Annotated in this window: 16 protein-coding genes and 5 pseudogenes; 7 read left to right on the top strand and 14 right to left on the bottom strand. The window is 55.2% G+C overall.

Features of this window, described 5'->3' with window-relative positions:
- Positions 1 to 11 precede the first annotated feature (11 nt).
- Complete coding sequence (locus KBW81_RS03260) at positions 12 to 644, bottom strand: hypothetical protein (protein ID WP_254248317.1); 633 nt, start codon at positions 642 to 644, stop codon at positions 12 to 14.
- A 213-nt stretch (positions 645 to 857) separates the two neighbouring features.
- On the opposite strand from KBW81_RS03260, the gene KBW81_RS03255 reads away from it, so the two are divergent.
- Both KBW81_RS03255 and KBW81_RS03250 read left to right on the top strand, forming a co-directional pair.
- Positions 858 to 1532 carry a winged helix-turn-helix domain-containing protein gene (locus KBW81_RS03255; protein ID WP_090191356.1) on the top strand — a complete coding sequence of 225 codons (675 nt, stop codon included), beginning with the start codon at positions 858 to 860 and terminating at the stop codon, positions 1530 to 1532.
- On the top strand, positions 1529 to 2983 hold the full coding sequence (locus KBW81_RS03250) for a sensor histidine kinase (protein WP_254248316.1): 1455 nt from the start codon (positions 1529 to 1531) through the stop codon (positions 2981 to 2983). The genes KBW81_RS03255 and KBW81_RS03250 overlap by 4 nt, the downstream gene beginning before the upstream one ends.
- Here the strand turns inward: KBW81_RS03250 and KBW81_RS03245 are convergent.
- From KBW81_RS03245 to KBW81_RS03220, 6 genes are all read right to left on the bottom strand, one after another.
- Positions 2923 to 3549, bottom strand: a complete 627-nt coding sequence (locus KBW81_RS03245) for a cytochrome b/b6 domain-containing protein (protein WP_254248315.1) — start codon at positions 3547 to 3549, stop codon at positions 2923 to 2925. The two genes, KBW81_RS03250 and KBW81_RS03245, sit on opposite strands and share 61 nt — an antisense overlap.
- A gap of 370 nt (positions 3550 to 3919) precedes the next feature.
- Positions 3920 to 4999 carry a methyl-accepting chemotaxis protein gene (locus KBW81_RS03240; RefSeq protein WP_254248314.1) on the bottom strand — a complete coding sequence of 360 codons (1080 nt, stop codon included), beginning with the start codon at positions 4997 to 4999 and terminating at the stop codon, positions 3920 to 3922.
- 62 nt (positions 5000 to 5061) lie between these two features.
- Positions 5062 to 5640 (bottom strand): hypothetical protein, encoded by a 579-nt coding sequence (locus KBW81_RS03235; protein WP_254248313.1) that lies wholly within the window; start codon positions 5638 to 5640, stop codon positions 5062 to 5064.
- Positions 5637 to 6023, bottom strand: a complete 387-nt coding sequence (locus tag KBW81_RS03230) for a hypothetical protein (RefSeq protein ID WP_254248312.1) — start codon at positions 6021 to 6023, stop codon at positions 5637 to 5639. The genes KBW81_RS03235 and KBW81_RS03230 overlap by 4 nt, the downstream gene beginning before the upstream one ends.
- A 220-nt stretch (positions 6024 to 6243) precedes the next feature.
- Positions 6244 to 6549: a transposase gene (locus tag KBW81_RS03225; RefSeq protein WP_254248311.1), complete on the bottom strand. Its 306-nt coding sequence runs from the start codon at positions 6547 to 6549 to the stop codon at positions 6244 to 6246.
- Between the two features lie 288 nt (positions 6550 to 6837).
- Positions 6838 to 8598, bottom strand: a complete 1761-nt coding sequence (locus tag KBW81_RS03220; protein WP_254248310.1) for a sensor histidine kinase — start codon at positions 8596 to 8598, stop codon at positions 6838 to 6840.
- Positions 8599 to 8790: 192 nt separating this feature from the next.
- On the opposite strand from KBW81_RS03220, the pseudogene KBW81_RS03215 reads away from it, so the two are divergent.
- Positions 8791 to 9015 (top strand): annotated as a pseudogene (locus KBW81_RS03215) (transposase domain-containing protein); the annotation flags it as partial.
- Here KBW81_RS03215 and KBW81_RS03210 read toward each other — a convergent pair.
- From KBW81_RS03210 to KBW81_RS03190, 5 genes and pseudogenes are all read right to left on the bottom strand, one after another.
- A pseudogene (locus tag KBW81_RS03210) lies at positions 9002 to 9226 on the bottom strand (transposase); the annotation flags it as partial. The pseudogenes KBW81_RS03215 and KBW81_RS03210 overlap by 14 nt on opposite strands.
- 199 nt (positions 9227 to 9425) lie before the next feature.
- Positions 9426 to 10036: pseudogene (locus KBW81_RS03205) on the bottom strand (IS5 family transposase); the annotation flags it as partial.
- A gap of 132 nt (positions 10037 to 10168) precedes the next feature.
- Positions 10169 to 12568, bottom strand: coding sequence for a hybrid sensor histidine kinase/response regulator (locus tag KBW81_RS03200; protein WP_254248309.1), 2400 nt, complete (start codon positions 12566 to 12568; stop codon positions 10169 to 10171).
- A gap of 23 nt (positions 12569 to 12591) precedes the next feature.
- Positions 12592 to 12834, bottom strand: coding sequence for a YgaP family membrane protein (locus tag KBW81_RS03195; RefSeq protein ID WP_254248308.1), 243 nt, complete (start codon positions 12832 to 12834; stop codon positions 12592 to 12594).
- Positions 12835 to 13183: 349 nt separating this feature from the next.
- Positions 13184 to 13675 (bottom strand): annotated as a pseudogene (locus KBW81_RS03190) (IS5 family transposase); the annotation flags it as partial.
- A 77-nt stretch (positions 13676 to 13752) separates the two neighbouring features.
- Between KBW81_RS03190 and KBW81_RS03185 the strand changes: the two are divergent.
- Positions 13753 to 14906, top strand: a pseudogene (locus KBW81_RS03185) (IS3 family transposase).
- A gap of 264 nt (positions 14907 to 15170) precedes the next feature.
- On the opposite strand, the gene KBW81_RS03180 reads toward KBW81_RS03185, so the two are convergent.
- Both KBW81_RS03180 and KBW81_RS03175 read right to left on the bottom strand, forming a co-directional pair.
- Positions 15171 to 15392 (bottom strand): hypothetical protein, encoded by a 222-nt coding sequence (locus KBW81_RS03180; protein ID WP_411914376.1) that lies wholly within the window; start codon positions 15390 to 15392, stop codon positions 15171 to 15173.
- A 20-nt stretch (positions 15393 to 15412) separates the two neighbouring features.
- Positions 15413 to 16192: a PRC-barrel domain-containing protein gene (locus KBW81_RS03175; RefSeq protein WP_254248306.1), complete on the bottom strand. Its 780-nt coding sequence runs from the start codon at positions 16190 to 16192 to the stop codon at positions 15413 to 15415.
- Positions 16193 to 16671: 479 nt separating this feature from the next.
- Between KBW81_RS03175 and KBW81_RS03170 the strand changes: the two genes are divergently transcribed.
- From KBW81_RS03170 to KBW81_RS03160, 3 genes are all read left to right on the top strand, one after another.
- The gene (locus KBW81_RS03170; protein ID WP_254248305.1) at positions 16672 to 16830 is read left to right on the top strand and encodes a DUF3309 family protein; all 159 of its coding nucleotides are present in this window, start codon (positions 16672 to 16674) and stop codon (positions 16828 to 16830) included.
- A gap of 267 nt (positions 16831 to 17097) precedes the next feature.
- A complete protein-coding gene (locus KBW81_RS03165; protein ID WP_254248304.1) occupies positions 17098 to 18045 on the top strand; it encodes a YihY/virulence factor BrkB family protein in 948 nt (315 codons plus the stop codon).
- 36 nt (positions 18046 to 18081) lie between these two features.
- A complete protein-coding gene (locus KBW81_RS03160; protein WP_254248303.1) occupies positions 18082 to 18819 on the top strand; it encodes a DUF5765 domain-containing protein in 738 nt (245 codons plus the stop codon).
- Positions 18820 to 18855 lie beyond the last annotated feature (36 nt).

Here is an 18855-nt window from a genome sequence, read left to right as displayed (position 1 = left end):
AGCTCGCAGATTCAGTGGGTCATCAGGGCAATGCCCTGCACGAAAAAATCATCGGCGCGGGTGTCGTCGTCAGCGTTGCAACGCTCTGTCCCCTTCGCCTGCAGCGTGTCGATGGTGGCGCGATCGAGCGGCGCGATGGTGGCTTGCGACAGGGCCGTGCGGAACTTGTCCAGCATGACTTCACACGGCAGGGCGCGACCGTTTCCGTCAGTGGTGGCCACGCCGGACACGGTTTGTAGCGGCCCGCCTGCGGCCCCTGCGGCGGGATCGGCAAGAGCGGTTTGCAAAACGGCCAGCGTCGCGGTGACCGTGGGGCCGTCCGGAGCCTTAGCGCGCAACGCCGTCAACGCGTCGTCAATCGCCCTGTCAACATTGCCCCAAGCCATTGTATTATTGGGCCGCAACGTGCTTTGTGCGTCATCCCAAGCGGCTTCCAGATCAGTGATCCGCGCCTTGGCAGCTGGCAAATCGCCAGTCGCCGCGATCCCCTGTACGTCCGTTGTGATTACGACGAAGGGCGCCATGTCGCCAAGGCTGGGCGCGGCGGCCTGCACAATCTGCGCCGGCGTTAAAAAATTGTATCCGGCGGCGAAAAGGCCGACCGGGACGATGACAAGCACCGTGCTTAACAAAAGGTTCCTCATCGCGGCTGCCCCTGATGGTCCGGCACAGGGCCGGGGATGATCGTGCAAGCAGTCGCAAATCCTACGCTGCCATGCTGCGTGGCGTGACAGCCCCGCCCCCACGCGGCGTTTTCCGGATCATTGCAAATTTGCAATGATCGCAGTTCAGCGCTCTGTGATACTCAGCCCCAAAGCCGCGGCTTTGTCAGTCGGTTCAACGCGTAAGGGGCGACCATGAAAATACTCGTCATCGAAGACGACGCAGCCACCGGGGCCTATATCGCGGACGGGTTGCGCGAAGAGGGACATAGCGTTGATCTGATCGCCTCTGGCGCTGACGGATTGGTGCAGGCCACGATCGGGACCTATGACGTGATGGTCGTGGACCGGATGTTGCCGGGACTAGACGGCATGAGCGTGGTCAAAACCCTGCGGGCCACGAAAAATGCAACACCCGTGCTGTTTCTAACTGCGATGGGCGGCGTCGATGACAGGATCGCCGGGCTGCACGCGGGCGCGGACGACTATCTGGTCAAGCCGTTTGCCTTTGGCGAACTCTCTGCCCGGATCGCAGCCATTGGTCGGCGCCCCAAGATGCAGGACGACCCGATCAGCCTAACCGTCGCGGATCTGGACATGAATTTGCTGACCCGCAAGGTCACGCGGGCGGGCCAGATCATTGATCTGCTGCCGCGTGAATTCGCCCTGTTAGAGCAGTTGATGCGCCGAAAAGGCCGGGTGCAAACGCGGACCATGCTGATGGAATCGGTCTGGGACATTCACTATGATCCGCTGACCAATGTTGTCGACACCCACATCAGCAGGCTGCGGGCCAAGATCGACAAACCCTTTGGGTCAGAACTGATCGAGACAGTGCGCGGCGCGGGCTACCGGATCAACGTCGCATGATGCCCGCCCACTTGCTGCGCATCAGGTCTACGCCGCTGCGCCTGACCGTCATCTTGTCGGTCATCTTTACCGCGGCGTCGCTGGCCTGTTTTGCCACAACATTTTTCCTCGTGCGCGCCAATCTGACGGCGGCGATCCTGTCTGATATGCAGCAGACCGTCGATACCTTTGGGTCAACCGCCGACCTTGCCGAACTGCGCGAACATTTGACAGAGGCGTCCCTGACGACCGACCCGGCTTACCGGATCCTGCACTTTCTGCCGGATGATGGGGCTGTCATTGCGAACGTTAAACGGGCCGCACCGGTTAGCGGATTTGCCGTCTTGCCGGGGTCCGACTTTGCCACGTCTGGTCGGCCCCTCGCCGAAAGTTATCAGGTGCGCAGCCTTCGGATCGGGGATGGGCAATTGATCGTCGCGCAATCCCGCGATTCTATTATTGAAATGGCCGAAGTGTTTGCCGCCGCCGTTTTAATGGGATTGTTGCCCGCGATTGGCATCGCCGCCAGTGCGGGCCTGTGGGTGGCCCGGCGGACGCAGCAGCGGATTGGCACCATCCAGACCGCGTTAAGTGCAATCACAAGCGGCCAAACCGCCGCGCGCGTGCCGGGCGTTGCTGGCCGCCACGATGATCTGTCAGGCATCGGGCAGGACGTGAACGACATGGCCGCCGCGCAAGAGGCGCTACTTGTGTCCATGCGCCAAGTCTCGACCGATATTGCGCATGACCTTAAGACACCGATCCAGCGGGTGTCGGTGCTGCTGGATCAAGTGATGACGAAAACACACCTGTCCGCAGCGCAGGAAACGCTGCTGCTACGCGCAAAGGATGAGACCGCGCGCATCGTGCGCACGTTTCAGGCGCTGCTGCAGTTGGCACAAATCGAAGGCGGTGCCGCACGCGACCGCCTGACGACGGTTGATCTGACAGATATCGCCCGCGACGTTGTCGATTTTCTAGAAGTCGACGCCGAGGCAAGAGGGTTGATCCTGACGACGGATTTGACTTCGGATGCTATCGTGGCAGGCGACCGACAACTGCTATCGCAATTGCTGGTCAACCTGATCCAAAATGCCATGCTGCATGGCGGCGATGGCGGCACCATTCAGGTCACCGTTTCCACTGGAGCGGATGGCGTCACGCTTGTTGTCGCAGACCGAGGTCCGGGTATTCCAGAGCATGAGCGCAGCAAGGTTTTACAACGTCTTTACCGCCTTGAACGCAGCCGCACGGCGGATGGAAACGGGCTTGGCCTGGCGCTGGTGGCGGCAGTCTGCACTTTGCACCGCGCGCATTTGACCTTGGCCGACAATGCGCCCGGACTGGCCGCGCGCATCGATTTCCCTAAGCCCCCGGACTGGCCGCGCGCATCGATTTCCCTAAGCCCCCGTCAGGCACCGGGATGTTTGCGCAAGGACCACATCTGCCGCAGTGATAGGGTGCCACCATAGTGCGCAATCAACCCCATCGCCGCGTGACCGATGAGATAAATCCAGACAAGATTAGCCAGCGTCGTATGGACGGTCATCGCAACCTTGACCAAGCCGCCTGCGTCAGGATCGCCCGTGGTTACGAAATAATACAGCGTGCCCGACGCAGCCATCGCCGTCACCAACAGCAAACCAAGACCATGAATGGCTGAAGCAAAGGGGGAATGGGTGTCGTGCACCGGAAGGCGTCGTTTTGTCAGCGCGGACAGGTGCGCCTTAAAATCAGACCAGACCGCGCCAAGGCGCTGGCCGTTAAACCAAGGGATCAACATGCCTAGCGGCGTGCCGCGCTGGCGCAAAAGCGTCTGCACCCAAAAAGCAAGCACGAGGGCAAAGGCCGCCAGCCCAACATAAGAATGAACACGAAAGATATTATCGCCCCCGTCGTCAGGGTTCATGAACTGACTACTGCCAAGCTGCACGACGATCGCCGTCGCAAGCCCTGCATGCAAAACGCGCGTTGCGATGGCGTGGCGCGGCGTTTGGGTGGCACCGGTCGTGTAGAAAAGCGGGGGTGTCTGCGACATGATCAATCTCTCGGACCGTGGACCTGACCCGGTGTCAGATCGCTTACCCTTCACGATATTGGGCATACCATGTCGCTTCATGTCGCAAACATGTCTTCGGTGTAATGTGCGCCCCATTTGCCCAAGGATCACGCAGTCATAAGATTAGGCCGCCTTCCACAAATCGTCAGGTCCGGGTCTAGGCACCCGTCATTTTGCGGCATTAGATCCGCCAAACGAACGGCGGATCTAATGCGGTCCCATCTGGCTTTTAGGCGCGATCACGGGATCAATCGAAATGTGCTAGACGCGTAAATCGGCAAGATTTGAATACATTCACCTTTTTCGATTCTATCTGACCAAACTTGGCCAAGAGACAGGGCTTGATACTTTACGCTACTTTGCGTTTGACAGATTTCGTGCTTTTAGGAACGAACACAGCAATCGTCTGCACCAATTCCTGCACATTTGTGGCGACCGAAGAACTGGCTGCTGTTGTCTCTTCAAAGGTTGCGGCATTGCGCTGGGTTACCAGATCAAGCTGGCCCAAAGACTGATCGATCCCTTGACTCACTTTGGCTTGTTGTTCTGCGGATGTCGCAATTTCCGTGACGCGCGATGACATCGCGATGATACGCTCTGCCACGTCTTTCAGTGCGACCCATGTGCGCTGCACCAGATCAACGCCTTGGGTCACTTGTGCGCCGCTGTTTTCGATCAACCCTCTGATCTCGCTTGCCGCCTGCGACGAACGTTGTGCAAGGGCGCGCACTTCAGATGCGACAACCGCAAAGCCCCGACCAGAATCCCCGGCGCGTGCAGCTTCTACGCCGGCGTTCAGCGCCAATAGGTTCGTCTGGAAGGAAATGTCTTCGATCACTTTGATAATTGATGTGATTTGCTGGGACGATGCTTCAATCTTTCCCATGGCAACGACCGCATCGCCAACCAATGCAGCACTTTTTTCCGTTTCGACCTGCGTTTGGTTCGCTTCCCCGCTTGTGGTTTTCGCCAGCTTTGCCGTGCCGCGCACGTTTTCATTCACCCGCGACATCTGCGCTGCGACATCAGCAAGCATGGTTGCCTGACTTTCAGTCCGGGTCGCCAAATCTGCTGTCGCCTTAGAGATTTGACTGGTTTCGACACTGATATCGTCAGCGCCTTCTAGGACAGATTCCATCGCCCGCCGCAGTGACACGACAGCGTCGTTAAAATCGCGGCGTAGGTCATCATATTCGTCAGAAAATAGCTGATCGAGCTGCTGATCCAGACGCTTATCAGACAGGTTTTTCAATCCGATCCGCAACTGTTCGACGACAAAGGACACCCGCTCGGCTTGGGCGCGGTCGCGCTCCGCCTCGTTTTGCTGACGTTCGCGTTCGCGCGCGTTAGCGACATCCAATTGGGCCATCGCCTCGCTTGATTTCAGAGTATCTTGTTCTGCTTTGGTCACAGCGGTCTCTGCGCGCATGCGCAGTTCCTCGCTTTCTTTTTGACCGGCTTTAGCCTGCACAAGCGCAGCAGCAGCATCAGTCATTGCCGTTTCGATCGCGCTACGATCAAACTGGACTGACGATCCAAGCGTGCCCGTGTCGAGATGGCCCGGAGTAGCGCAGCAGTTTCAACAATCACGGCAACACCGTGAAAAAGCGATCGTTCGACATTTAGGATCATGTCCGACGACGGGTAAATAAGCGAGGGAACCAATACTGATAGCAGCAAGTGATGTACGACGATCGCGAGCGCAGCGACGATGGTGGCAGAGGCATCGTTAACCAGCATGGTACAGGCCAGAATAGCAGAAAACATCATGTGACTGTCCAGTTGCCACCCCTGCCCGGCCAGTGATGCGGTCAGCATAAAAGCCTGCCCTACCAAGGCGAGGCAAACACCGACCGTCGCGTGTTTTTCACCCATCCGTAGCGCGATAGATCCCATAACAGCGAAAAGGGCCGTCCCGATCAAAATTGGCAAAATCGGGTTTCCAACGAAAAATCCAACCAACACTGGGATCGGCGCAAAACACCATCCACTGACAGCGACGATGCGCATGGCGCGCTGGCGTTCGATTCGGATGTTATCGCAGAGTTTCGGTTCGGTTGAAGAAGTCATATTGAAGCTCCACAAAGTTGGGCAATCGAACGACCATCCAGCACCATAAAGGTGCCTAGGGATCGCAACCGTTCGACAAATTCAGGATCGTCAGACACAGCAAGGCTTGCCAGCGGGGCTGATGTTGGACCTATCAATCGGCCCCCACTGCTGCGGACAATGTGTTCGCGCGACAAAACGCCTTGCGCCGAAAGGATCAAGACGGGTTCACCTGGCACAGGATTAGCCGACACAACGGCGACAAGACTGCCCGAGGTGACGACCATGAAAAAAAGAAAAAGGTTTGCAATATTTTGCAAGGCGGCAATGACCCCGTAGGTTGATACCGGGGTTGTTGAATTGTGCGAGAAATTGACCCAGTTTTCCGAAACGTCGTGACCCACCAGCTTTCATTAATTCCGCCGCCTTTCCATGATGTTATCATAAGCCAGAGGGGTCAACGCGAAATGAAAAAATGGATCAATTCGACCCGGAAATCAACAGAGCGGCATCAAACCGCGACAGGTCCAGTCTCACCCTGCGGCGTGTAGTAAAACGACGACCGAGGGATCGACAGCAGTGCGCACTGCTCACCAACCGACAGGTCCGGATGATCGCGCAGGGTCATCCCGCGCCTCTCTTCCCGCCCCAGGGTTTGAGCTTTCTTTCCAAAAAAGAGTTGGCCACCGCCAGCTCTCCGATCTTGGCATGCAGGTCCCTGACCTGGTCTTCATCGATGACCGGGACCTTACGGCTACCGCGTTCAAACACATCGGACGCGCCATCTAGCAGCGCACGTTTCCATTGATTGATCATCGTCGGATGCACGCAGAACCTGCTCGCCAGCTCAGACACGGTCTCCTCGCCTTTTAGCGCTTCAAGCGCCACCTTCGCTTTGAAATCAGGGGCATGTTGCTTTCGTTTCGACATCTTCGATCTCCTTCGTGGTGAAGATCAGCAGACAGCAAATCGGAGCTTACGTCAGTGTCCAGTTTTCGGGGACCACCTCATACCAAGGGTTCGCCGTCGTCGGTGGCGGACATGATTGATGCATTGACTGCGGCGGGAAAGGCTCAGAAGGGCTTCGTGTTAAGGGCGGAAAGCTATCCGTTGGATGGTTTTCTGATCACCCCTCATCCCGCGAGGCCTCAGCCGGGACCATCTTATCCAGCGTCAGATCAAATACAGATAGCCTTCAATTTGCATCATATGGGTTAATTATTCGATCCGAGGCACGGTAAACCAGAAGGTCGTCTCTTTATTGATGTCGCTGGTAAAACCAATACGGCCCCCGGACTGTTCAACAATCTGCTTACTGATAACCAGTCCAAGACCCGTGCCGCCACGCGAACGAGTATCCGCCATAGAGGCTTGAGCGAATGCAGAGAAAATCTTATCACGAAACGAAAGGGGAATGCCTTGTCCAAAGTTGGTAACTGAGATCTTGATGAAATCACTATCCTCCTCAATTTTCAAGCGAACTTCGCTTTTTGTGTCAGAAAATTTCGCAGCATTCGTAAGCAAATTTGTCATCACTTGTTGGAACCGTTTGGGATCCAAGTGGCCAAGATTGCCTTCGCATGACTCATATAGCTTGAACGTCACATCATACCTGCACGCGACGTCTGCATTCGTCGCGATAGCTTCGTTAACCTGCGACCAGACATTATGGGACCCTAGGGATAGTTCCAGTTGGTTTGCCGAAAACTTTTCGAAGTCTAGAAGATCGTTGATTAGCGAATACAACCGATCGCCATTTTGCTGAGCAATGAAAAGCAACCGCTTCACTTTCTCGGAGAGGTTTTCGCTCTTCATTGCCGTCAGCAGGCGTAGTGAGCCGAGTACGGATGTCAAAGGTGTTCTCAGCTCGTGGCTGATGACCGCTATAAACTCACCTTTCATAGCTGCAAGTTTGTGCTGCTCGGTCATATCCACAACTTGAGATATAATATGATCAGGCTTGCCTGCGGCACCCCTGACCAGACTGACGGTAACTTGGGCCCACATCGTTGATCCGTCTTTTCGAATGTAGCGTCGGTCTTCAGAGTAAGTATCGATCTCACCAGCGATCAATTTGCCTAACTGCTCGGAGGCCCTCCCCATGTCCTCGGGATGGGTTAGTTTCTCGACTGGTCGGCTATAGATCTCTGTTCGCGTGAAACCGAGTGCGTTGCAAAGGGCTTTGTTGGCCCGTCGCCACTGACCATCGATACCGAAAATAGCGTGTCCGATCGGGGCATTCTCGAATGCTGATCGAAACTGCTCGTTGCTGCTGCGCAGTGAAACTTCTATATTCTTGCGTGCCGATATATTGCTCATTGAGCCAACCAGTGACGTCACCTCCCCCAAGTAGTTTCTGTTGATACCTGCGACGTTCACCTGCATCCACTGCCAGGTGAAGCCATCCTTGGATAGTAGTCTGTATTCACTTTGTGCCTTTTCTTGCTCACCTTCGACACAAACACGGACTGCTTCCTCGGCGAAAAAGAGATCGTCCGGGTGGACCCGAGAACGCCATTCAACTTGGGTGTCGACGGGATCACCTTTTGACAGTTCCATGAGTTCGCGCCACATTTCGGAAACAACAACGCGGCCCTCAATCGGGAAATACTCGAAGACACCGATACGTGCTGAGTTTATGGCTATGTTTGCTCGCTGTAGCTCAACACTTGAAGCCCTCTCAGCAATCATCAGTTCGGTGAGGTTTCGTAAAATCATCGCGTATTGGAGCCCTCCCTCATCTGTCCATGATGTCAGATGTATCGACAATGGCACCTCCCCGCCGGACTTGGTCTTTCCCATCATCAACTTGATGTTCGCATCAACCTCCGGAGGGTGAATGAAGCTGTCAAGAGCTTCCAATGATTGAACATCTAAGAGCTCAGAAACAGCCAACCCCATGAGTGATTCATCATAGCCAAACAGTTTGTCAGCCGCTGCATTGCTATGGGATATGCCGCCATGAACATCGATGGTCAAAATTGGTACCTGGACATGCCTAAAAGCTTGAAGGATTGGGGCGGTAAGCATAAAATCGCTTTCACTTCAAATAATGCGGCGTTTACTGCATATACTCCGTAGTATTTGTCAAATCAAACGTAACCACTCCATTGGGACCGCCTGCCTGATTTCCTGATGATTTGCTAAGAGACGTGCTTAACGACGTCCTTTGGAATCGGAAGAAAAAACTGGCTCTTCGCCGGGGCCGACACCGGTGCGGAAACACTCGCCCGCGCCATGACGATCATTGAAACCGCAAAGCTGAACGGCCTTGATCCGCAGGCGTATCTCGCTGACATCCTCGAACGCATCCATGATCACAAGATCAACCGGCTGGATGAACTACTGCCGTGGAATTGGACGCCGATGGCCATGCAGAACATTCAAGCTGCATGACCGCGGTCTCAATGGAGCGGTTACCATTCTCTTGAGCGAGGCTCATATCCTCTTTTGACACCACATCCGTGTCTCGATCCGCCGTGATTCACTTGTTCAGTGTCGACATACCGACACCAAGGTCGTCAGCCACCTGTTTGCGTGTCAGCCCACTGGTTAACGCGATACGCACCGCATCTTGGCGGAATTCGTCTGTCCGTTTCAGTCCCATAGTCCGTCTCCTTTGTTGCAGTAAATGCTATCACAGGAGCGGCATCAAACCGCGACAGGTCCAGCCTTCAGCCTGACGCAGGATCGCAAGGATCTGGGATTCGCTAAATCTCGTCATCTTCATCAGAATCTCATCAGGTATCTTGCTGAGAAAATTCTACGTCCGCATCCCCTTAGTTTTGGGGAGGATTACCCGAGGTCTCATTGCCATGCAGCAGCGCATCCCAGACCTGGCTGTCGTGCAGCTTGGCCGTCGAGGTCTCAAGGCTATGTGTCACGCCGCTCTCGGCGTCGACGCCAATGTTGGCTTTCATACCGAAGAACCAGTCATTGCCCTTCTTCGTGGACGACATTTCGGGATCTCGCGCCTTGGACTTGTTCTTGGTCGATGACGGCGCGTCGATAATTGTTGCAACCACCAGTGTTCCCGAGCGTAGGGTGATGCCCTTGTCGGTGAGATGCGCATCACCTCCGCAAAGATCGCCTCGGTCAGCCCGTGCCGCTCCAGCAGGTGGCGGAAGTTAAGGATGGTGATCTCATCAGGAATGCGGTCGTCGCTCAACTCGATCCCGGCGAAACGGCGCATAGCCTCGCTGTCATAGAGCGTCTCCTCAGCCATTGGATCGCTCAGGGCATACCAGTTCTGGAGGAAGTAGACGCGCAGCATGGTCTTAATTGGCATCGGTGGGCGACCGCCCTTCGGTCCGGTTTTCGGGTAATGTGGTGTGATCAACCCCAGCAACCGACCCCAAGGCACCACGGCCTCCATCTCGGACAGGAACACCTCGCGCCGCGTTTGCTTCTTCTTCATCGCATCGCGCAGGACCGGAAAGGCAGGTTGCTTTGGCATCTTAAAGGCTCCTCGCTGGGGATGCCCAAGATTACCACATAACGCTGATAGCGGGAGGTTTTTCAGATGTTCCTTAGGTAGTAATTAAGAGATTCAAATTTGTGTCCCTGAGCTCTTCTTCCACTCGCGGCCTGACCCGGTGACGCTCAGAGCTTCTTGCAATTCATTAAGCCTGGTCGGCTTCGATAGGTAGCCATCCACTCCTGCGGCACGGCACCTTTCGGCTTCACCCTGCATCGCATTGGCAGTAATCGCGATGATCCTAGTAGGCGTACGCCTTTCGGCTTTTTCCGTTTCGCGAATCCACCGGGTCATTTCGAGACCGTCCATCTCAGGCATATGGCAGTCCGTCATCACTAAATCAAAATCTCCAGTTTTCCACTTCTGAAGCCCCTCTAAACCGTTTCCGGCAACCTCGGGCACAAATCCTAGTATTTCTAACTGCCTTGTTAGTACCGCGACGTTGATTTCGTTGTCTTCGACCAACAGGATTTTTAGGTTCTTACGACCTGATTCAAATTTTGCTGAGCACCCAATTGGAGGTGATTTCTTCTCGGTAGCCAGCTCCTCTTTTGGATGCAAAAGAGCGGCCGTCGCTTTTTCTAGTTCGGAAGGCAAAACTGGAAAACGTGAGGCGACGTAGTACCCTGACGGATGAAGCCCCAATTTTGCTGATCTATCTGAAGTCAAAAGCAGAAACCTTTCGCAACCGGCTGCCTTGATCAGTCTTTCTCTTGCAGCGAGATTATCTGACATCATTCCCAAACCGAGGACAATGATGACGCGTTCCTCTGTTTCAAGAACGGCGGAGCGTAATTTGTCCTCATCCAGAAATTCACGAATGGGGTCCGATTCCGGCACCTTTGCATTCACGTCTGCCAATTGCGGGTTCATTTCTTCGTCAGACAGAAAATATAGGGTGACCGGTTCCTTTGACTCTTCAAGCCCCTTCGTTTTCAGCTCCTTGCAGGGCAAACTGACCGTAAAGGTCGATCCCTTCCCAAACTCTGATTCAAGCTTGATATGCCCACCCAGAAGCTCGGCAATGTTCTTGGTTATGCTTAACCCCAAACCGCTTCCGCCAAACCGCCGTGTCGTCGAAGCTTCAGCTTGTGAAAAAGGTAGGAACAATTTCTCAGATTGTTCTGCGCTGATGCCGATTCCATTGTCGCAAACCTTAACTTCCAAGACCTCGCCATCGAGGTGGTCAAGCCTGAAAAGGACCTTTCCTGGTTTATCAAGGTTGGCGCTTTCCGAGAATTTGATCGCGTTGCTCAAAAGGTTGTAGAAGATTTGCCGCAGTCGGACGGGATCGGATAGCAACTCTTCAGGAACATCAGGAGTAACGATCATGCTGAGGCGAACATTCCTCCTGTCTGCTTCCGGCGCAAGGGCCATCGAAATGGTCTCTGCTAGGTCACGGACTTTCGTCCGGGTATGTTCAATCTCCAGTTGGCCAGCCTCGATCTTCGAAATATCCAATATGTCATCAAGGATTCTCATAAGCGCCTGGCTGGAATTGATAATCGTCTGAAGTTGTCGGCGCTGGTCTTCCCCCAAGTCGGTTCTGGCCATCAGTTCCGCCATACCTAATACACCGTTCATCGGCGTACGGATTTCGTGGCTCATGTTAGCAAGAAAATCACCTTTTGACCTGTTGGCGGATTCGGCTGCCACCTTGGCCGCCTCAAGTTCACTCGTCCGATCGGACACGATGCCTTCCAGCTCAAAATTGATCCGGTCACGGGCCTGCAAAGCCTCGACGATCACGGAGTTTGACTGATCGATACGGCGACCGACGAACGTTGCCACTAAGATTGCGAACCAAACGCCAAGCCAAAACACTACCACGGCAAACGCTATCGAACTCCGAACCGTACTCCAGAGCGCGACTTGGCGCGTGATGGATTTCTGGACAAAAATTACTTGTCCTTTTCCGCCCATGAACCGCGCTTGCGCTACCAGAAAACTCTCGGAACCGAGGTCGGTGTAAATGAATTGATCAAGCTGTTCGAGCATCAATTCGAAATCGTTCGTCAGCAGTGTGTTTTGAATTCCGTTTTCCGCCAAGAAATTGGATACGACTGCGGTTTGTTCTTGGCGCATATTACTGGAGACGGCAAACTTCTTCTCCCCAACCCCGACGCTCAACAAGGATGGGGAAGACATGTGCAAATCGTCGAGATGGTTTTCCTCGCCGAGGTACTCCAGAAACTCCTCGACAGCACGCGCTTTGTCACCCGGGGTAGCTTCGATCATTCCCGCGTATTTAGCTTCCAGATGGTCCCCGATCATCTGAAGCTCGCCTAAATAGTTTGAAATCTCCACTCGCTGCGCACTGGCGACCGCTGACCGGACGGAATCGTAGGCATGACCAGCGTTGAGAAGAACAAGCGCTAAAGTTACGAAAAAGATAATCCTGACCCGGACCGGTCCGGACTTGCGGATCATGCATTCAAGATTGCCGGGCGAAGAAGGGTTGGCATCTGCCAATTCCGAACACATCTTTTCCTATATCATTTCTCAGAGTCTTCGGGGGTGACATGGGATGAAATCCCCACCAAGTGGTAAACCAAACACCATCCCGAAAAAGCTGTGGCGATGTTCAGGATTCCGAAAAGGAAGATTACGTACTTGAAAATCGATTCACCGAGTAGGTCGACACCTGGTGCTGCCACGAACATTAGGCAAATTCCTGACACTAATCGCACGCCGCGGTCGAACATGCCGACGTTCGGGTTCAATTCAATAAGTGCCATGTTACCCCTATCACTATTTTGCGTCATAGCCCATTATAAATATTCTATGCAGATGGCCGGTCGCTTCGAATGTCCAGCAAAGAATCGCCGAAACATAACTTCCTCGCAATGAATTTTACGCTAATCTCAGGACGTGGCGCTGGCAATGTATCCTTTAGAATAGTGGGCCGACGAAATAGTATAGGAACATCTGATCAACGCTGTCGGCTGCGCCGCAATTACCGCCTGAGCTTTGCGGGGGCGGATTTCGGAGCCAAAAGCAGCCGTGGTCATGCGTTTTGTGCCGCTGTTGCGGCCTGTCACCTGTTTCCAGGCGGACTTGTCCTCATGCCATCAGCTTTCGTCGAACCTAAAACAGGTTGCCGAGGGCGAACAGCGTAAAGAGTTGGGCCCGGTTCTTGGCGAGGCCGCGGTAACGGGTCTTCACATGGCCAAACTGGCATTTAATGACACGGAAGGGATGCTCAACCTTGGCCCGCACCTTGGCGATGATGCGGTTTGCGCTTTCCTCAAGCGGATGCAGGTTGCCGCCCTTTGGGGCCTTGCGCATGACGCCCCAGAACTGGCCAGGGCCACTGAACACGCCCGCGCGCTCGGCACTGACATATCCTTTGTCAGCCCAGACAGAGGTCTCATTGCCATGCAGCAGCGCATCCCAGACCTGGCTGTCGTGCAGCTTGGCCGTCGAGGTCTCAAGGCTATGTGTCACGCCGCTCTCGGCGTCGACGCCAATGTGGGCTTTCATACCGAAGAACCAGTCATTGCCCTTCTTCGTGGACGACATTTCGGGATCTCGCGCCTTGGACTTGTTCTTGGTCGATGACGGCGCGTCGATAATTGAGGTGGTCCCCGAAAACTGGACACTGACGTAAGCTCCGATTTGCTGTCTGCTGATCTTCACCACGAAGGAGATCGAAGATGTCGAAACGAAAGCAACATGCCCCTGATTTCAAAGCGAAGGTGGCGCTTGAAGCGCTAAAAGGCGAGGAGACCGTGTCTGAGCTGGCGAGCAGGTTCTGCGTGCATCCGACGATGATCAATCAATGGAAACGTGCGCTGCTAGATGGCGCGTCCGATGTGTTTGAACGCGGTAGCCGTAAGGTCCCGGTCATCGATGAAGACCAGGTCAGGGACCTGCATGCCAAGATCGGAGAGCTGGCGGTGGCCAACTCTTTTTTGGAAAGAAAGCTCAAACCCTGGGGCGGGAAGAGAGGCGCGGGATGACCCTGCGCGATCATCCGGACCTGTCGGTTGGTGAGCAGTGCGCACTGCTGTCGATCCCTCGGTCGTAGTTTTACTACACGCCGCAGGGTGAGACGGAGCAGAACCTTGCGCTGATGCAATTGATCGATGTTCAGTTTTTGGAGACGCCCTTCTTCGGCGTCCGTCAGATGACCTGTCACCTGCGCAACAAAGGCCACGAGGTAAACGAAAAGCGCATCCGTCGGCTTATGCGCCTGATGGGGTTGATGCCGATCTATCAGAAGCCCAACACCAGCAAGCCAGCGAAGGGGCATAAGACCTACCCCTATCTGCTGCGAGGGCTGCGAGTGGACCGGCCAAACCAGGTCTGGTGTGTGGACATTACATACCTGCCGATGCCTCGCGGGTTCCTTTATCTGGTGGCGATCATGGACTGGCATACTCGCATGGTTCTGTCGTGGCGGATATCGAACACGCTGGACGCCGACTTCTGCGTCGAGGCGCTGAACGAGGCAATCCATCGGTTCGGATCGCCGGACATCATGAATAGCGATCAAGGATCTCAGTTCACGTCGTTTGTCTGGACAGATCGCTTGCGCCGGTCAGGCGTCCGCATCTCAATGGACGGCAAGGGTCGTTACTTGGACAACATCTTCATTGAACGCCTGTGGCGCACCCTGAAATACGAGTGCGTCTATCTGCATGCTTGGGAGACCGGCTCTCAGGCTCGCGCGGGTGTCCGGAAATGGATGGAGTTCTACAATCACCGCCGCCCACACAAGGCTCTTGGCGGCCGACCGCCAGCGGTGGTCTACTCACTGAGATTCGATGCAACGCAACCCGATCAGCAGGAGCAGATCAGAGCTTGAAAAACGCCAGATCCTGTCCAGGGAATGGGGAGCACCTCACTGTCCGACATTCCCCAAGTAGAATGCCGTTCGGCGTCAAGGTCGCCTGATCAGGCGCGTAGATCAGGGATTTTGGGGTCATTGAGGCTCACATCGCTGCGGAGGCAGCTGGAACTGTGCGGATCAAGCTGCGAATCCGCATCATCCTAGCCTGGCTACCCCGTTTTTCAGCGCGACGGACAGACCTGTCCTGCTGCTTTCGTCCGGTTTGGGTCTGGTTTGCGGTCACGCGCATGACGGCGGCGCTCGCAGGCGTTGGATCGCGGCAAGGATGGCGCACACCATCGGGCCGGTCACCGGACCCGGGTGGCGGCCTTCGGCGCGAAAGGCGCGGCCATCGTCCAGCACCAGATCGAGCCGCCCGTTTTCCAATGACTGCGCCACGTCGAACACCTGCGCGAAGTAGCGCGGCAAGCCGGTCTGGCCCTCAACGGAAGTCAGCATCATGATCCCATCCCACAGCCCTCTTAACTTGCGGCTCCATGCGTGGCCTCAGGGATGTAGTGACGCGCCATCCGCGCCTCGAACGCCGCATCCACCGGAACGGAAGGGTCATAGGTTGGGCTGTCCATGACAGTTTTCCTATCGACATCCAGATTGACCAAATTCTCCGCCCACTGGATGTTCTTTGCTGAGCGCGGCGAAATCAGGACATGTTTGCCCGGCCACCAGTTCTTTGTATCCACGGTCAGGAAATGGATCGTCCAGTCGGTATCGTCGATCAAAAAGCCCTCGACATGACCGATGGAGCCATCGGTGGCCTGCAGGTTATAGCCGGTCACGGCATCGATGCTGCGCAGATGGGGTTCATCGCCCTGATGCCGCTTGGCGTCAAGCGCGTCCTGACGCCGTCGTGAATCAACGTAATGCACGTCTGACATGTCCGCGGTCCAGCCGCCATAACCGCTCATGTAGAAGCCGTTTCCCCAATAGGGACTCATGTTGTAGTAGCTATACATGCGTTCTTCGTGCTGCCGCGACACGGGTTTATGCGTGTCGATGGCCGGGCTGTCTTTGACCCTGGCCATTGTCAGGCGGACTGGAAAACTGCGGGCAGACGTATCCGGGTGACCCAGAACTGAAACCGGCAGCAGCACCTTGCGCCCAGACAGCCAAGTTCCAGTATCGACGACGATCCAGCGGAGTGTCCAGCTTTCGTCATCGAACAGGAAATCCGTCACGGTGCCGATGCTGCCGTCGGTCGCGGCGATCTTGAAACCCTTGAGAGTCGAAGCCTCTATTAACATTTGATATTTTCCTTTCATATGACTGAGTTTGGCGCCCCAACTGGCGCCGCCCGCCTTGCGCGTAGTGTTCGCCGCGCTCGGCGGGTTAGGAACCTGCACACAGCAAACGTTTCTTCGGTAGCCTCATGTCGTGGCCTTGCGATCAAAACCGATGTCTCCGGCACATAATGCGTGCTGCGGCACGCCGCGCATTGATCCATGTCAGTTCGCCCGGAATTGTGATGGCTTATGCTTGGCGATATCGGTGGCCTTGGGCCACTCCCTGAGCAGATAGGAATGCAATGAACCGGATCGTGTATATCATCGGCCTCGTGGTCGTCGTCTTGGTCATCCTGGGCTTTTTTGGCCTGCGCTGAGCGCAGATACGCGGCGAAGCAGCCCCGAATGATTGACTTGGGGATGAACCCACGGACCTCGATTGCCATCGAGGTTACAGGTGCTTCACTCTTAACCCATCGGCAAATAGAAAGTTATCTCCCATGAGTACAATTCTGATTATCATTGTCCTGCTGTTGGTGTTCGGCGGCGGCGGCGGTTACTACGGTTACAACCGCTATGGAACGCGTGGCCTCGGTGGCGTCCTCGGCCTTGTGATCGTTATCTTCATCGTGCTCTGGCTATTGGGTGTGCTCGTTTAATGCGCCCGTTGCCGGGCCTTTGGCGTCCCAATCAGGTTAGCCAGAATTATCGTTTCTGGTGACCTGATAGGGATCAGTATACTGATTGAACGAGCTACTTACCGTTCAGGACAGAATGGCGGCATTTGGAATGCTTCCCTCGTCAAATGACGAGGGTTTGCCGGGGCTTTGCTTGTCCATCACAAGAAGCGACGGAATACGACAGCGTGAAGGTCATACGAGAGGGGCGTGTGCAGTCGCGATATTTTTCTGAAGTGAGGATCGCCTATGACACGCCGCCGCGATGCCGCAACTCCGGCAGACATACCGGTTGTGGGCTGGAAGGACGTGGCATTTCGCGTCAAGGATGAAATCGCAAAGGACCGCGTCGGGCTGCTTGCTGCCGGGGTGGCGTTCTATGGCTTGCTGGCCCTCTTTCCGGCCATCACCGCTGCCATCGCCATCAGCGGCCTGTTGATAGAGCCAAGCCGCATCCTCGCGCAACTTAGCAGCCTTTCGGGGCTTGTCCCCGAGGACGTGATCGCAATCGTGACCAGACAGGCCACGGCTGTTGCGAATTCCCGCCAAGGCAGCTTGGGCTTTGCTGCCATCCTTGGACTGCTGATTGCATTTTATTCCGCATCCAAGGGCATGGCCAGCCTGATGCAAGGCCTCAATATCGCTTATGACGAACAGGAAACGCGCGGGTTCACCGCGCGTTTGTTGGTCACGTCCGCTTTAACGCTGCTGTTGATTGCCGGGCTTGTCTGCGGGCTTGGCGCGACGCTGGCCCTGCCCGTCATTCTGGCCTTCGTGGATATGGGACGGGCCGTCGCGATCCTATTGACGGCGGCCTTTTGGGCCGGATTGATCGCACTGACCATTGCCGGGCTTTGCGTGCTTTATCGCTTTGCACCGTCACGCGAGACGCCAGAGTGGAAATGGACGTCGGTCGGCGCAGTCGCAGGATGCCTTGTCTGGATCGCGGCGTCGGCCAGCTTTGCGTTCTTCGTCAGCAATTTCAGTTACTATAACCAAAGCTTTGGGACTTTGGCCGGCGTTGTCGTGCTGCTGATGTGGTTCTGGATTTCAGCCTACATCGTCCTGATGGGGGCGGAATTGAATGCCGAACTCGAGGCGCAAACGCGCGCCGACACGGCGGCCGGGGACGACAAAGCGACGGCCCCGCAGGACGCCGCAAAACCGGGCAATCCGCGTGCAACGGGCGGCAGATGACAGTCGCATTATTCTGGAAGTCGAAGGAGATGTCTTATGTGCTGGAGCGGTGAAGCCTCGGCGGCGCTGGCAATCGTTGGTATTTCAACCACCGTCTACGCCGCATACAAGAAAGAACCGGCGCCATTGTGGATGGCTCTTGGCTATTTCTCGTCAATGGAGCTTTTGCAGGCCTTCACTTATTCGGTGATTGACCAATGCGCACTGCCTTCAAATCAGGTCGCCACCCTGCTTAGCTATTTGCACATCGTATTTCAGCCCTTTTTCATCAACATGCTGTCGATGTATTTCATTCCAGATGCTGTGCGGGTCAAGATTCAGTGGCCGGTTTATACGGTCTGTTTTGCATCGGCCATCGTCATGCTTTTGCAGCTTTATCCGTTCGCATGGGCAGGATCATGTCCACTGGGTGAGGTGCTGTGCGCAGAGCGCCTTTGTTCAGTGTCGGGCAATTGGCATATCGCTTGGGAGGTGCCGACGAACGGCATGCTGAACTTTATAACGGTTGATTCCTGGGCCTCTTTTTTGACCGCTTATCCCACTTATTTCATCGCAGCGTTTGCAATGCCGCTTCTTTACGGGTCATGGCGCATCACGATCTATCACTTCCTAATCGGACCACAGTTGGCCGTTCTGCTGACCAACGACCCTAACGAGGTCGCCGCGATCTGGTGCCTGCTATCAATCGGCATCCTGCTGCTTGTCGTGAAAACACCCATAAGACGCTTCATGTTTGTGAAATCTTGGTGGCTGTGGCCAAAACAAAGCGCCTGAAGCCGAAGCGCTTTGTGATCAGGCCATACCTTTGGA

It is taken from the genome of Loktanella salsilacus, from assembly GCF_024206795.1.
GTDB classification, from domain to species: Bacteria; Pseudomonadota; Alphaproteobacteria; order Rhodobacterales; family Rhodobacteraceae; genus Loktanella; species Loktanella salsilacus.
This window is presented reverse-complemented; position numbering and strand designations above follow the sequence as displayed.